This is a genomic window from Flavitalea antarctica, assembly GCF_054461535.1.
In genome coordinates this window covers 65675-80728 of sequence record NZ_JBTLQG010000006.1, presented here as the reverse complement: position 1 = coordinate 80728, position 15054 = coordinate 65675, and the positions used below count along the sequence as shown (strand labels likewise).

General features: G+C 44.9%; 10 protein-coding genes. 5 read left to right on the top strand and 5 right to left on the bottom strand.

Annotation, left to right across the window (positions count from 1 at the left end; all coding sequences use genetic code 11):
* Window positions 1-5 precede the first annotated feature (5 nt).
* The 3 genes from ACX0G7_RS08280 to ACX0G7_RS08270 are packed head-to-tail and all read right to left on the bottom strand — an operon-like array spanning window position 6 to window position 4291.
* On the bottom strand, window positions 6-1748 hold the full coding sequence (locus ACX0G7_RS08280; protein WP_458922977.1) for an FAD-dependent oxidoreductase: 1743 nt from the start codon (window positions 1746-1748) through the stop codon (window positions 6-8).
* A complete protein-coding gene (locus tag ACX0G7_RS08275; RefSeq protein WP_458922976.1) occupies window positions 1748-3004 on the bottom strand; it encodes a sugar MFS transporter in 1257 nt (418 codons plus the stop codon). The genes ACX0G7_RS08280 and ACX0G7_RS08275 overlap by 1 nt, the downstream gene beginning before the upstream one ends.
* Before the next feature lie 54 nt (window positions 3005-3058).
* Window positions 3059-4291: an ROK family protein gene (locus tag ACX0G7_RS08270; RefSeq protein WP_458922975.1), complete on the bottom strand. Its 1233-nt coding sequence runs from the start codon at window positions 4289-4291 to the stop codon at window positions 3059-3061.
* Window positions 4292-4420: 129 nt separating this feature from the next.
* Here ACX0G7_RS08270 and ACX0G7_RS08265 point away from each other — a divergent pair, with 129 nt between their 5' ends.
* The 3 genes from ACX0G7_RS08265 to ACX0G7_RS08255 all read left to right on the top strand — a co-directional run bounded on the left by ACX0G7_RS08265 (window position 4421) and on the right by ACX0G7_RS08255 (window position 10671).
* Entirely contained in the window at window positions 4421-5641 is a 1221-nt protein-coding gene (locus tag ACX0G7_RS08265; protein WP_458922974.1) for a n-acyl-d-glucosamine 2-epimerase, read from the top strand.
* Window positions 5642-5773: 132 nt separating this feature from the next.
* Window positions 5774-8878 carry a SusC/RagA family TonB-linked outer membrane protein gene (locus ACX0G7_RS08260; protein ID WP_458922973.1) on the top strand — a complete coding sequence of 1035 codons (3105 nt, stop codon included), beginning with the start codon at window positions 5774-5776 and terminating at the stop codon, window positions 8876-8878.
* Window positions 8879-8901: 23 nt separating this feature from the next.
* Window positions 8902-10671 (top strand): RagB/SusD family nutrient uptake outer membrane protein, encoded by a 1770-nt coding sequence (locus ACX0G7_RS08255; RefSeq protein WP_458922972.1) that lies wholly within the window; start codon window positions 8902-8904, stop codon window positions 10669-10671.
* Window positions 10672-10710: 39 nt separating this feature from the next.
* Here ACX0G7_RS08255 and ACX0G7_RS08250 read toward each other — a convergent pair whose 3' ends face one another.
* A complete protein-coding gene (locus ACX0G7_RS08250; protein WP_458922971.1) occupies window positions 10711-10923 on the bottom strand; it encodes a hypothetical protein in 213 nt (70 codons plus the stop codon).
* Between the two features lie 433 nt (window positions 10924-11356).
* On the opposite strand from ACX0G7_RS08250, the gene ACX0G7_RS08245 reads away from it, so the two are divergent.
* Together ACX0G7_RS08245 and ACX0G7_RS08240 are read left to right on the top strand one after the other, a co-directional pair.
* Complete coding sequence (locus tag ACX0G7_RS08245; protein ID WP_458922970.1) at window positions 11357-13126, top strand: L-lactate permease; 1770 nt, start codon at window positions 11357-11359, stop codon at window positions 13124-13126.
* A 311-nt stretch (window positions 13127-13437) separates the two neighbouring features.
* Window positions 13438-14487, top strand: a complete 1050-nt coding sequence (locus tag ACX0G7_RS08240; RefSeq protein WP_458922969.1) for an endonuclease/exonuclease/phosphatase family protein — start codon at window positions 13438-13440, stop codon at window positions 14485-14487.
* Window positions 14488-14513: 26 nt separating this feature from the next.
* Here ACX0G7_RS08240 and ACX0G7_RS08235 read toward each other — a convergent pair whose 3' ends face one another.
* On the bottom strand, window positions 14514-14789 hold the full coding sequence (locus ACX0G7_RS08235) for a zinc ribbon domain-containing protein (protein WP_458922968.1): 276 nt from the start codon (window positions 14787-14789) through the stop codon (window positions 14514-14516).
* Window positions 14790-15054 lie beyond the last annotated feature (265 nt).

The following is a 15054-nucleotide window of genomic DNA, read 5'->3' as shown; positions in this document are numbered from 1 at the left end:
TCCGCTTATTTCGGCCATCTGATTTCCACACCTTGTTGTTGAATGAATTTTTGAAAATCTTCCAGATTGTTTTGATTCTCTCTTATGGCGCGGGGAGTGACTTTATTCTTAATAGCATGAGCTGTCAGCAACCCGACAGTTTCACCAATGTTCCATTCTACGGGATGCAGGCGATAACATCCGTTGGTGATATGGGTTGTGCCAATATTTTTATTAGCGGGAAGAAGATTGTCCATACGTTTCGGGATCAGGGCCCCAAGCGGTATCTCAAACGGCAGGGAAGAAAAGTCGATGTAGTTGTTACCTCTTGTGCTGGGATGCAGATCGATATGATAACTACCCACGCCAACACTATCATAAAATTCCTCACTTCTTTCAGCTGCTTTTTTTCCGTGTACAAGCTCGCGGTTCGCCTTGCCTACATGTTCTTCTTTTACTGTGAACAGTGCCTGTATTCTGCGGGCCTCGCGGATGTATGGGTATTTGGCCAGACCATCTCTTGTTCCCATGATATCCTTACGAAGCCGTAATCCCTTCCAGCCAAGAGCGCCGTCGGGACGTGGCGCTTCAGTTTGTAACCAGTAGAGAAGGGACAGGCTTAATTGCTTTGCCCGGTCTACATGATATTTGAAATCCTTTTCACTTGCACCAATGAGGTTGCCGGACAAATAATCATTTTGTGGCCAGTTAACAGAACAGATATCTCCGGCATATGTGCCGGGCTGAAAATTGTCTTTGCTGATTATACGACGATAGTTCCAGAGATTTAAAGAATTGCCCGTTTTCAATCCTTCGGGATGAAAACCCAATGGCGTAGGAACAAGGGTAGCAGGCTTTGGATACATCAGCTGCAATTGTTTGCCTGGCCATGCAGGTTTCATAGGAGGAATGAAACTGCTCCAATATTTATAATCTGTTGGTTTTTCGATGATGTGTTCAGCGCCCGGTATGTAGTCCATTGCAAAACATACCGTGAATGCCTGTACGTTTTCCGGGTCCGCAGTATCAGGAGCATGCAATTCACCTGTCACCGATTTTGATTCCGTACCGGTCACGAATTCTGTTCCGGTTAAGGGCAGCAAGTCACCTAATTCCGTAGCATCAACAAAATACGGCGCAACAAGGAACACTTCTTTTTTGCTTTCGGTATCAACGGCTTTTAGTGCTTTAACTTTATTGCCCGTTACCTCAGCTGAACTGATTTTATGATTAAGCAACAATGTTAGCTTTCCATTGCTGATGTATGGAGCCAGCAGTTCATATAACACTGCCAGTGCTACGCGCGGTTCATGGCTAAGTTCAGACACTACAGCATTACCGGGATTGAAGAATTCTCTTTGCGCAGCAGCATCAGTAAGAAGATAGTGTTGCTTATAATAGCCTCTCACCCTGGTACGGAACTTACGATAGAGCGCCGTGGCTCCATGTGTCTCGATCCACGGATGTTCATCCGGAGGTACGCCCTGTTGGGTGAGCTGACCACCGATCCAATCGGATTCTTCTGTCATCACCACAGACAAATTGTTCTTCAGCGCTGACAGTGCTGCGGCACATCCTCCAACGCCGCCGCCCGCTATGACCAGATCAACTGCAATTTCATTTTTATACGCTCCGGCTTCGGCCAGGCCGGGAGTTGTTTGTGAATGATTTGCCCAGGTGTGCTCACTATTGTGGTCGTCTCCACGGAAACTTGTCAGTGTTGCGCCGGTGCCAATTCCAATTATCTCGAAAAATTTCTTTCTATTCATTAGTTGAATGACTTTGTTGGCTTGAGACTTTTATATCCATTCAAACCATAAAACAGGATGTATACGTAACAGATAAGAGGAACCATAAAAGCTACTTCCCATGGAAAGCTGTCTTTTATCAGGCCCTGTGAATAAGAAATTATTGCGCCCCCTGCAATAGCGGTTGAAAGGATGCCGGATGCTTTGGTGGTGTGTTCTCCCAACCCAGTTACAGACAAGGAAAATATAGTAGCAAACATTACCGAATTAAACAAGCCAACAAGGATCATTGTCCACACCGCTATATAGCCTTCGCTGAACACAGAAATCAGTATCATCGAGATTGCCATAACCGCGCAAAAGCTCAACACCTTCGGGGCTTTTACCCGTTGAAGAATATATGAGCCTGCCAATCTTCCTACCAGCATGGATCCCCAGTAAAACGACACATACTGGTTAGCGCTTTTCTCAGTTATTCCAATATTGTCTGAAATATAATTGGTCAGAAAGGTGCCGATGGAAACCTCTGCACCAACATACATGAAGATGCCAATAGCTCCGTAATTCAGATTTCTGAATGAAAAGACGCTCTTCGATTTTGCCTTCGCCGCAGGGGATGCCGGTGCCAGCTTTATAACGGGTAAAGACATCTTTGAAACTGCCAGTGCTATGATGATCAACAGCACTGCGATCCCGATATAGGGATATCGTACCGCTTCACTTCCTGCCCCCGTGTCGCGGAGTGGCGATAAAATAAAGTAGGCGCCGAATATAGGTGCGACCGTGGTTCCGATCGACCCGACTCCCTGGATTAACGTCAGGCGCGAAGATGCGGTCTTTGCCGGGCCCAGTATCGTGATGTATGGATTGGCTGCAACCTGCAGCAATACGATGCCGATCGCCAGAATAAACAATGCAGCCAGGAACAAAAAATACTGGTGCCATACCGAAGCAGGGTAGAACAACAACGCACCAAATGCTGCGATAGAAAATCCCATCACCATTCCATTTTTAAATCCGATTTTTTCAACCACCTTGCCAGCGGGGATAGACATGACTCCATAGGTAAGAAAGAAATAAAACTGTACTAGCGAAGATTGCGAATAACTTAACGTAAACCCGGTTTTAAAAAACGGTACAAGTGTGTCATTGAGGCATGTGATGAAACCCATCATAAAGTACAGCACTGCCAGCGAGAAAAGCGCAGGCATATAGCTCTTAACGGGATTTTCACTTAATTCAGCCTCCGGTGCACTAACAGTCGAAACGATTGCCATCTTATCATTGATTTATTAAATAGCCGGAACGACCCGGCCCTGAAACAGTTATTGCTAAATAGTCCGGCTAAGGAACATGTTATTCCTGGCGGTAAGACAGCCTCCCATCACACCGGCTTTTTCTCCCAGCTTCGACATCCTCAGTTTGGTATCGTTGTTCACAAGCCCCAAAGAGTACTTATTGAGCGCGCTTTTAATTGGCAACCTGATAAGATCCCCTGTCTGGGCCAGCGTTCCCCCTATAATCACGAGTTCGGGGTTGAAGATATTTATCAATACCGCGAGCCCTTTCCCGAGCCGTTCACCCAATTGGGCGATCAGTTCGATCGAAAGCATGTCATCATTATTAGCCGCATGAATGATATCAACCAGTTTTATGTCCTCCGGTGTTCCATACATTTTTGCAAGCTGTGAGGAAGATCCCTCCCGGATCTTTTCCTTAAACAATCTTACGAGGGCGCTGCCGGAGGCCTCTGTTTCAAGACATCCTTTTTTTCCGCAATGACATAAGATCTCATTGTTGAAAAAAGGGATATGCCCGAACTCCCCGCTAAAGCCTGATTTTCCGTAGTAAATTTTTCCTTCGATCATAATGCCCATACCAACCCCATAATCCAGATTTATGAACAGGACATTTTTTTCGTCACTCACCTCACCAAAACAAAACTCACCATAAGCCATGGCACGCGAATCGTTTTCCAGTACAACGTGTATGCCTAACCGCTGCTTAAGTGTCGCCGCGAGTGGTTCTTCGTGGAAGTGAAAATAGCTGTAGCTATAGCCCCCTTCAGTGTTGACTCGGCCCGAAAGGTTGATACCTATTCCCCAGATCTTTTCGCGGGCAATTGAAAGATGACTGATAAAATCTTCTATGAGCACTATCAACAGTTCAAAAGCCTGCTGCGTGTTTTCAAGTTTATAAGGCACATCTTCTTTGATAGACACAAGGTTCTTTTTGAAATCCAGAAGGCCGATATTAATCGTGTATTTTTTTACATCTACACCGATAAAAAAGCCGGCCTCAGAAGCCAGGCCGTACATACTGGCTCTTCTCCCGCCGGTCGAATCAACTTTGCCATAGTCTTTGATGAGCTCATCATTGATCAGCTCGTTCAGCAAGGTGATCGTTTTTGGGGTGCTGATATTCAGTTCCTTGCTCAGATCCGCCACTGTAGCATTTGTAACGCTGTCCAGGTATGCGATGATAGCTCTCTTCAGATTCTTATTCTTAAAGGCTACACCGGAAGAATCACCGTCGGAGAAAACCTCCAGGAAAGATTGCCGCATAGTGTTGTGATTAGATCAGGCTGCTAAATACGCGAATTATGGCAGAAAACTAATTAAATTTTTTAACAAAGTTTTTATTATTTGTTAAAAAATTGTAAGATTGCTAAATACTTCTTACAGTTATTTAATATGATCACACCTTCCCGGATACCTGGCAAAACGCTGAAACCCAATACTGGCTTGCATTCCTATGCGGAAAGTTACAGGCAGGAGTTATTAAATAATATTCTTCCCTTTTGGATGAGATACAGCCGGGATGATATAAATGGCGGTTATTTCACCTGCCTGGAGCGGGATGGCTCGGTCTACGACACCGACAAGTTTATGTGGCTGCAGGGGAGGGAAGTCTGGTGTTTCAGCTATATGTACAATCATGTAGAAAAAAATCCGGCTTGGCTGGAAATGGCGCTGCACGGAGCGGAGTTCATGGAAAAACACGGCAGGGATGAAAAAGGCAACTGGTATTTCTCGCTCACTGCAGAAGGAAAACCCCTGGTTCAGCCATATAATATTTTTAGTGACTGTTTTGCCACCATGGCTTTTGCTTCGTTACACAAGGCTGTTCCCGAGGAACGCTATAAAGATATCGCGCTACAAACTTTCCAGAATATTCTCGACAGGCAGAAAAACTGGAAAGGTGTTTACGATAAATCTTATCCGGGTACCAGGTCGTTGAAGAGTTTTAGTCTGCCCATGATCCTTTGCAACCTCTCCATAGAGCTCGAACATTTGTTGGGTTCGGAAAAAGTTAACGAATTCATCCCGGGCATTGTCAGCGAGGTTATGGATGTTTTTTATCAGCCGGATTTCGGACTGATACTGGAGAATGTTTACGAGGACGGCAGCTTCTGCGATTCGTTTGAAGGCCGGCTGGTTAATCCCGGACATGCCATTGAAGCGATGTGGTTTATCATGGATCTGGGGAAGAGGATTGGCGACAAACAATTGATCGATCGTGCCTGCGATATCATGCTGCACACACTTGAATATGGATGGGATCCTGTTCATGAAGGCATATTTTATTTCCGCGACATACAGGGGCATCCACCGCAACAGCTGGAATGGGATCAGAAGCTTTGGTGGGTACATATGGAAACCCTGGTTGCCCTGGCGAAAGGATATGACCTGACTGGTAATGAGCGGTGTCGCGAATGGTTTGAGAAAGTGCATCAGTATACCTGGAACCACTTCAGGGATAATGAACATGGAGAATGGTTTGGCTATCTAAACCGAAGGGGAGAAGTATTACTATCTGCAAAAGGTGGTAAATGGAAAGGTTGCTTTCATATGCCAAGAGCCTTGTACCAGGTGTGGACAACTTTGGAGAAAACCAATTCTTCTCCAGGTTAGGGCCAGGTGAAATCGTATTGCCGTCCGACACCAGGCCGCAGGGAAATACGATCGACCATTATTTAAGAGTTGCAATTAAGAAAAACCATAATAAAGCGTAGAAAATCACTTCCAAATTAACAACTGTCTTTTATGAGAAAGCTCATTTTTTTACTCATGCTGTGTACCACCTGCTATTCAGCTTTTGCCCAACAACAGCTAACCGGTAAAGTAACCAATGCGGCAGGAGACCCGGTTCCCGGCGCATCGGTGATTTCGAAAGGCGGGTCAAACGGCGTGGCTACAAACACCGCGGGTGAATTCAGCATCCGCGCAACAGCAGGCGAAACACTTGTCATTTCAAGTGTGGGTTTTGTTACACGCGAGTTCACTGCTTCACTAACAAGTATGGTCATCCCACTTACATCGGTTAACGCTGAACTGGCTGATGTGGTAGTTGTCGGATATGGCACACAGCGAAGGGCCGCGATAACGGGCGCTGTGGTGACCATCAAAAATGATGCACTCACCAAACGGCAGGTGGCAAGTACCAGCAATCTGTTGCAGGGACTTGCGCCGGGCGTAACGGTTCAGCAGCAGAGTGGGCGGCCCGGAGCAGATGGCGCTACTATACGCATCCGTGGAATCAGCAGTATCACAGCTGGCTCGGACCCACTGGTACTTGTAGACGGTGTTGTTTCAACGCTTGACAATATCGATCCTAATGCCATCGAAAGTATCAACGTTTTAAAAGATGCAGCTTCTACCGCGATATATGGTTCACGTGCTTCAAACGGTGTAATACTCGTACGTACAAAAAGAGCAACTTCACCCGGACTCAAAGTGAGCTACAATGCATTTGTTTCAAAGCAGGTTGCAACAGCTATCCCGGAACGCACTTCAGCGATTGAGCATATGGAACTCAGCAACGTCGCCGAAAGGAACCGCACCGGGAATCCAAACGCGGTGTTGTATGCACAGTCTCTTATCGACAAGTACAAAACAACAGCTCCCAACAACCTTGATGTGATCGATACGGACTGGCTGGATCTTTTGCTCACGAACAATGGACTCCTTCAAAACCACAACGTACAGCTGATCTCAGGTGGTGAAAGGGTTAATGTGTTCACTTCTGTGAGTTATCTGAAGCAACAAGGGCTGATACAAAACAACAGTTATGAGAAGTATGATGTCAGGTTCAACCCTGATTTTAAGATCTCTGATAAACTTACTGTAAGTGGTGTGTTAAGTTATAACAACAGTACTACCATAAATCCATCAACGGGTTCACCCGAATTTATCATTCGCCAGGCTATAGGATTGCCGGCAGTTGGTGGTGGAAAATATGGTGAGGGTATGTATGGAACTGCGGGACAAACCAATAACCGCAATCCGCTTGCTATGGCTGAGGCTGCCGGAACATCTGAAAGAGAAGATAATACCTTTCTCACCAGGGCCGGCTTCAGCTATCGTCCAATAAAAAATCTTGAGATAGAAGCATATTGGGCAAGGGAATCAAGAACGCCAACAGCAAAGACCTTTGTTCGCAACGTAGATATTTATCAACCAAATGTTGCCACCCAGGGTTATGATAAAATCGGTGTTTGGCCGGGCAGCACTTCACTTGGTGAATCATCCGCCAAAAATATTTACAAGACCTATCTTGCCCAGGCAACATATAGCGCGAAGGTCGGCAAGCATTATTTAAAGGCGCTGGCCGGGGGACAATCTGAACTATTCACCAATTCAATGTTCAGCGCATCAAGAACGGGTTTCATCAACCCTGATCAGCCATATCTTAATCTTGGTTCAGGTGCAAGGGATAATAATGCAAGCGCAAGTGAACTTGCTTTAGCCGGCTTCTTTGGAAGGTTAAATTACAACTACGATGAAAAGTATTTTCTCGAACTGAACGGACGATATGATGGCTCTTCCCGCTTTTCACAAGAGCTGGATAAACAATGGGGTTTCTTTCCATCTGCTTCTGCGGGATGGATATTTTCACAGGAAGACTTTTTTGAAGGGGCCCGGGGTATTATAAATTTTGGTAAACTAAGAGGCTCTTTAGGTACTCTAGGAAACCAGAATTTCAATTCATTTTATCCCTTTGATGCCTTTTATGGACAGTCGCCTTACAATAATCCAAACAACGGTACGAATGCATACTTCAATAACATAACCACCCTTGGATACGCGATCCTTGAATTTCCAAACAAGCAGATCGAGTGGGAAAAATCGAATCAATGGAATATCGGTGTAGACCTCGGTATCGCAAAGAATTTCACTTTTACTGCGGATTATTATGTAAGAAGCCTTACCGATATGATTTTACGTCAACCGCTTCCTACCTATGCCGGTGGCGCCACTAATCCACTGATCAATGCAGGTAAGATGGAAAACAAAGGCTGGGAATTTTCCCTGAATTACAGGAAGAAATTCAAAGATTTCGGTATTGATGTAACAGGCATGCTTTCCGATGTTGTGAACACGGTTACGAGCCTTGCCGGTAACCAGTTCCTTGATGGAGGATTTCTCCGTACACAGGAAGGACAGGCATTTAATTCTTATTTCGGATACCAGGCACTTGGTTATTTCCAGGATACGAATCAAATAAAAAGTTCCCCTGTGCAGTTTGGAACACCTTTCAATTCAACAAACGCAGGGGTAGGACCCAAACCTGGTGATGTGAGATATGCGGATATCAGCGGTCCTGCGGGTAAACCTGATGGCATCATCGATGCCTTCGACCGTACGTTTATCGGCAACGCGTTCCCGCGATATGAATACAGTATCAACATCAACCTGACATACAAAAATTTTGATCTGAACGTCTTCGGACAGGGTGTCGGCAGAAGAGATAATTATCTTACCGGAACGGGAGCAGTACCTTTTTCCAGTACTGATTTTGCAGCTTCGTTGTTGGAAATACATAAGGATTACTGGTCCCCCACCAATCCTAATGCCACCTTCCCGCGTCTTTTGCCTGCCGGATCGGGCGGAAACAATTACGTGGCTTCCACACTATGGATCCGCAGTGCTTCCTATTTCCGTATAAAGAACGTGAACCTTGGATATCGTATTCCGGAAAAGTTGTTGGCTAAAGCGAAGATCACTTCCGCAAGAATTTTTGTAAGTGCGTCGAACATCTTCACTGTTACAGACAGCTTCGATGGATTTGATCCGGAGATCAACACGCAGAATGCGGAATTCTATCCGTTAATGAAAACGTTTACTGCAGGATTGAATATCAACTTTTAACTAGCACCCATAACCGAATAACAATGAAAAAGATACTTTCTATATCGCTGCTTGCCGCTGTCACCCTGTTATACGGCTGTAAGAAGTTCCTGGATCGGAAACCTCTTGATGCATCAGCTGCATCCACCTTTCTGACCAATGAGGCAGAAATGGACCTGGGATTAACCGGTGTTTATGCCAGTGCGTTTTGGGCAGTGGCGAATAACGTTCCGTTGATGTATAGCATCGAATCTACAACGGACCTTGCCATCAGGAGAACAGGTAACGCAGAAGACCAGATTGCACTGGGTAATGCAGGGCCATTCCTGGTTTCGAACGGAATAACGGTAGTAGCCTGGGACCAGGAGTATAAGCTGGTTGCAAGAGCCAATCAGCAATTGCAGGGTATGGTTCGCGGAGAAGACAACGTTGATCCAAAGACATATGGCAGGATCAGGGCAGAAGTGCTGGTGCTTAGGGCATGGGCATATTTCCACCTGATGTCGCAATTTGGGGACGTGCCTTATTACCGGGAGCCTTTGGAAGCGGTCGATATCTTTACGCTGACAAGAACACCGGTTGCCACGATAGCAGCCGACCTGTACAAGGATCTGGATGAGGCAGTAACATTGTTCGATGCTGCGGGAACGCAGGCTGTACAGGCAATGGGCAAGGTAAACAAAGGTGTTGCTCTTGGTGTTAAAGCTAAGATAGCTTTACTGATCAAAGACTATAATACTGCAGCAACAGCAACAAAGGCCATCATAGATGGTAATCAATATGCGCTTAACCCGCGTTATACCGACTTATTTGTACTCAGTGGTCAGCAGGCCAATGCGGGTCGCGAAATTATGTTCAATCAAACGTTTCCAACGGACGTGCTTGATCCGCAGAACTGGCTGGCAGTAATCACCATTCCAAGACAGGTAGGTACATCACAGAGCAGTCATTTTCCATCGCAGCAGTTGGTTGATAAATTCGAAACCAGGGACGGAAAACGAATTGACCAGTCAACCATTTATGATCCTGCGAAGCCATCTGTTAACCGGGACAACCGGCTACGCTGGACAGTATATCTGCCTGGGGATACCATGGTACACAACACCGCAAAGGCACCCTCTCTCCCTTATGTACAACCGAAGGAAAGAACTATCTACAATATTCATACTAACCAGCGTTTCAAATGGAACTGGAACACCAATAAGTTTGATACACTGGCAAATAATATAGACTGGATCGGTTATCTGACCAGCCCGTGGTTTGCGGGTGCTACAGGATCGTCTGGTGGAGTAGGGTACAGCTGGAGAAAATATGTTGATTCGACTCAATATTCGTGGGAAACGAAAACGGGGTACATACTGATGCGGTACGCGGAAATACTGCTGACATATGCTGAAGCAAAGATTGAGCTTAACCAGATAGATAATACTGTTACCAATGCAATCAACCTCGTGAGGGCAAGAGCCGGTCAGCCTCCTGTAAGTGGTAACCAGGCCGAGCTCAGACAGATCGTCAGAAGAGAACGTGCCGTGGAATTTGCGGGGGAAGGGTTGCGATTATACGACCTGCGTCGCTGGGATCTTGTTTTGGAGGCGATGAACGGACCAGTTGTCGGAGCTGCAAGAAATCCAGCTGACGTACCTGCAACTCCAACATTCACGGTTAATGATGTTCCCAACTACTCCGCCAGCCTGGCCAAAAGAATTTCCACCCGCGGTCAGACAAGGAACAACACCGAAAAGCATAAGTTATGGCCTATACCCCAGGGCGAATTGGATAAGAATAAAAATTTAACCCAGAATCCTGGTTGGTAATCAGCCGGGGAGGAAATCTATCTGTTGCGGCAAATAAATCTAGTTTGCCGCAACTAACGGAAGTTGAGGAACGTCCTTATATTTATCTTCCTTTTTCTTTTTGGGCATTCCTGCGGTCAAAACCTTAGCAGCTTTCTTCACTTTGCGATTGAACTTTTTTTCACCCAGTGTATCCCTGAGGTCCAAAAGGTTTTTTGCGATGGTTGTCGCAATGTGTTGACGTAGTAGCTGTTTTTTTGTTTTCTTCTTCATCCCGGGCATGGTTTCTAATATTTGTTGTTTACAAACTTAACAATAAGATAATATGTGCAATGTTAAGTTTTCACACAAAAGCGCAATCTTGACACCTGCTTCATTTTGGGTTATTAATTTCGCCCTTTATGGCTAGCAATCGTTAACGGCGTTCTGTTTCTACGGGATGCCTTTTTTTATTGCCGAAAGTGATGACCGACCTCTAACTATGACGTTGTAGTAGAAAGTCACCGGAGGCAGAAAGAAAAATAATAAATTAACTCAACACAAAAAGTGCAGAATGGCCCATGCGGCGAATCGCACTCCGGCTTTATATAGCCGTCGGCCTGCCAGGATGTTTCCGGTCAGGTTGCCGACGAAAATCACAAATCTGTATTGGAAAAAAAATGAGGTGAGTGCAATTATCTTCGGTCAAAATTCCATAAGTTGACTTATGATGCATTGGACTCAGGTAATTGACCCCTTTGACAACATCGCAGTATCAGCATTGGTGGCAATTCTCCCTATCCTTTTTATTTTCTGGGCATTGATCATCAAAAAAATGAAAGGCTACAAGGCTAGCTTGCTTGCATTACTGAGTGCCTTGTTGATTGCTGTCTTTATATACCGGATGCCGGTGGAGCTTGCTTTATTATCTTCGGCACATGGTGTTTTATATGGTCTTTTCCCCATTTGCTGGATAGTGATTACTGCCGTTTATCTTTTTAATATCACGGTAAAAAGCGGACAGCTGGAGATTATTAAACATTTCATGGCATCAATAACGTCCGACAGGAGATTACAGGCATTGTTAATTGCTTTTTCTTTCGGATCATTTTTAGAAGGCATGGCCGGTTTTGGAGCACCCGTTGCTATCACAGCAGCAATGCTTGTTGGCCTGGGTTTCAATCCCCTGTATGCTGCTGGTTTATGTCTTATTGCCAATACAGTACCAGTGGCGTTTGGTTCTATTGGTATTCCGATAACTGTAGCGGCGCAGGTTTCAGGAATCCCTGAAATGGCTATATCGCAAATGGTGGGCCGTACACTTCCATTCCTTTCTCTCCTGATTCCTTTTTATCTCGTGGTCCTGATCTGCGGCTTTAAAAAATCTATTGACGTTTTACCGGCTATTCTCGTGTCCGGAATCTCGTTTTCTGTGCTGCAATGGTTCGCGTCCAACTATCTGAGCCCAATGCTTCCGGATGTCCTTGCCGGTATAGGTTCTATACTTGCCCTGGTCATTTTATTGAAATACTGGAAACCAGGAAATGTCTGGAAATTCAGGGATGAACCAAAACAAGAAGAAAGTACAGAGGCAAGGCATTCTTCGGGTCAGATCATAAAAGCTTTCTCGCCCTTTATTATTTTAACCGTTATGGTTATTGCGTGGGGGCTTCCTCCCGTTAAGAGCACCCTGAACGCAATCGGGCAGATTCAATTCGACATACCGGGACTTCACAATGTAATTTTGTTAAGTGATGGAAAATTGCTTCCGCAGGTATTTAAGTTTAATTATTTAAGTGCTGCGGGGACAGCCATATTGTTGTCTTCACTTATCTCTCTGCCACTTATAGGTGTTGCATTTACAGATGGGGCGAAAATCTTTGTCTCAACGTTGAAGCAGTTAGGATTTCCTATTCTCACCGTTGCCTCTGTGTTAGGTTTTTCGTTTATCCTGAATAATGCCGGAATTTCAAATACCATGGCAAAAGTTTTGGCAAATACGGGATCCTGGTTCCCGTTCTTTTCACCAATCCTCGGTTGGTTAGGTGTTTTTATAACGGGTTCAGACACTTCAGCCAATGCCTTATTTGGTAAACTTCAGTATGCGACTGCCGTTTCAATTGGGGTCGATCCTGTTTTAACAGTAGGTGCTAATGTTTCAGGTGGAGTCGTTGGCAAGATGATCTCCCCACAGTCGATTGCTATTGCAGCTGCAGCGGGCCATCTGGTGGGAAGGGAATCTGATCTTTTCCGCTTCACCGTGAAACATAGTTTCATCATGCTTTTCGCCATTTGTTTGTTGACCTTAGGTCAGGCTTACTTGTTTAGCTGGATCATTCCTTCGTATACGGAGGATAGTCAAGGTGTTCCCGCACCAGGATATTCTGGTTCGGACGGGTATATCTATTTGACAGTTCTGGCCGTCATTTTAATGGGCATAGCGATGCTGGTCGTCCGGTCCTCGCAAACAAAAGCCCGTATAAAATCAGGAAGCTAAGCTTAACAAATTAGGATTTGTTTCACTCACTGCCAGCGCAAAGCGAAGCATGGTAACTACGTGGTAGGAAAATCACATTGAAGAACCTGTAGCCCTTTTTTGGGATACAAAACCCGGAGGTGGAATTCGGTGAAACCATTATCGGTTACTTTTCACAGTTATATTTTTCATAAGTTGCGTTGTTTATTGCCTTTGAAGGAAAGGATAGCAACTATTAAATTTGTTGCACCGGGGATTCCTGACTAAAGGCATAAATTCATTTTGGAAGCAAGACGATTCCAGAGCTTTGACCATTAAATTATAGAACTAACTTGATAGATAACATCCTGTTTTACTCGAGCATTTTTATCATTTTGAGCACGCTTCTTCCGCTTGTGCATAATGACTTCTGGATCTTCAGAGTGTTTGATTATCCCCGTTTGCAAAAGCTCGCCTTAAATATTGGGCTGATCATAGCCATTCTTTTGTTCCCTTTAAGCACACGCGATCTTATTATCCTCGGAGCGCTTGTTATCAATATGATCTATCTGTTTTCGCTGATTTTGCCCTTTACACGATTTGGAAAGCGACAGGTGGCGGACGCAAGTGATCCGCCTGGAGAAAATAATCTGAAATTACTTATTGCTAACGTTTTCCAGGAGAACAGGAAAGCGCAGGATTATCATCAGTTGATTGCAACCCATGATCCGGACATTGTACTAATGGTTGAAACTAATCGATGGTGGCAGGAGCAGATGGATTCAATCAGCGGGAACTATCCTCACCAGTTCAAGGTTCCCCTCGAAAATACTTATGGGATGCTTTTCTACTCCAGGTTGGAATTGAGCGAAGGCTCCGTTAAATACCTGGTGGAAGACGATATTCCGTCCATTGAAACAAACGTTATCCTTAAGTCTGGTCAAAAGGTGAAACTTTACTGCCTTCATCCCCGGCCCCCGGTGCCACAGGAAAATCCGAGATCAACAGAACGGGACAAGGAGATATTGCTCGTTGGCGAAACCGCAAAGGATTGTGATTTGCCGGTAGTTGTGATGGGTGATCTGAATGATGTTGCATGGAGCTATACCACGGAGCTTTTTAATAAGGTAAGCAAGCTATTGGATCCCAGGCGTGGCAGGGGTTTCTTCAATACTTTCAACGCTAAATATTTCTTCCTCCGTTTTCCCCTGGACCACATTTTCTGCTCCAAAGATTTTACATTAAGCTCAATAGAAAGACTTGGCAGTTGTGGATCGGATCATTTTCCTATGTGTGTGAGCCTTCAGTATAGTCCAAAAGATTCGGGAGATAACGAAGAGCCGGTGGCGACAAAGGAAGACCATGAATTAGCACAGGAGAAAATTGATGCTCCTGTGGATTAGCCATATCAACTTTTCGGATGGATACTTCAGGCTTTTGGATTAGCCTGTGCCACCCATCTTGTTAAAAAGGGTAACATATCGACAGACTTTTGTATAATTTCATGGGGTAAATTGTGTTTCATCATCTCAGTTGTTGCGATGTCCTTCATTTTCTGCAAAGTCATGTCGGGATCTGTGAAACTCCCGTTCTGATAACAATATTTACAATATAACTCACTTTTTGAACCGTCACTTTCAGTTCCGCGTAATTCAGCGTCGTCGATCGGCAGCGTGCAACTTTGGCAAAATTTCAATGTTTCCATTTCAGTATGTTTTTAATTGAACGATGACCTCTTATATCGAAGACTGATTCGAAACGGGTCTGATCATAAATTGTAAAATTACGCCTGGAATAAGCCAGACCAGATGACTTAAAATATAAGTGACTGTGATATTGCTCATTGTTAATGCGCGTGAATCATATTATAATCGCCAGATCCGGTAATCGCCGGATCCGGGCGCAAGGGATTCGTAATCGTCCTTTATAATCTTATGAAGTAACTCATGTACCAAGGCACTTTGAAGATG

Coding starts and splice junctions, on each gene's coding strand:
- ACX0G7_RS08235 (WP_458922968.1), bottom strand. CDS start 14,789: ATGGAAACATTGAAATTTTGCCAAAGTTGCACGCTGCCGATCGACGAC.
- ACX0G7_RS08265 (WP_458922974.1), top strand. CDS start 4,421: ATGATCACACCTTCCCGGATACCTGGCAAAACGCTGAAACCCAATACT.
- ACX0G7_RS08250 (WP_458922971.1), bottom strand. CDS start 10,923: ATGAAGAAGAAAACAAAAAAACAGCTACTACGTCAACACATTGCGACA.
- ACX0G7_RS08260 (WP_458922973.1), top strand. CDS start 5,774: ATGAGAAAGCTCATTTTTTTACTCATGCTGTGTACCACCTGCTATTCA.
- ACX0G7_RS08280 (WP_458922977.1), bottom strand. CDS start 1,748: ATGAATAGAAAGAAATTTTTCGAGATAATTGGAATTGGCACCGGCGCA.
- ACX0G7_RS08275 (WP_458922976.1), bottom strand. CDS start 3,004: ATGGCAATCGTTTCGACTGTTAGTGCACCGGAGGCTGAATTAAGTGAA.
- ACX0G7_RS08255 (WP_458922972.1), top strand. CDS start 8,902: ATGAAAAAGATACTTTCTATATCGCTGCTTGCCGCTGTCACCCTGTTA.
- ACX0G7_RS08270 (WP_458922975.1), bottom strand. CDS start 4,291: ATGCGGCAATCTTTCCTGGAGGTTTTCTCCGACGGTGATTCTTCCGGT.
- ACX0G7_RS08245 (WP_458922970.1), top strand. CDS start 11,357: ATGATGCATTGGACTCAGGTAATTGACCCCTTTGACAACATCGCAGTA.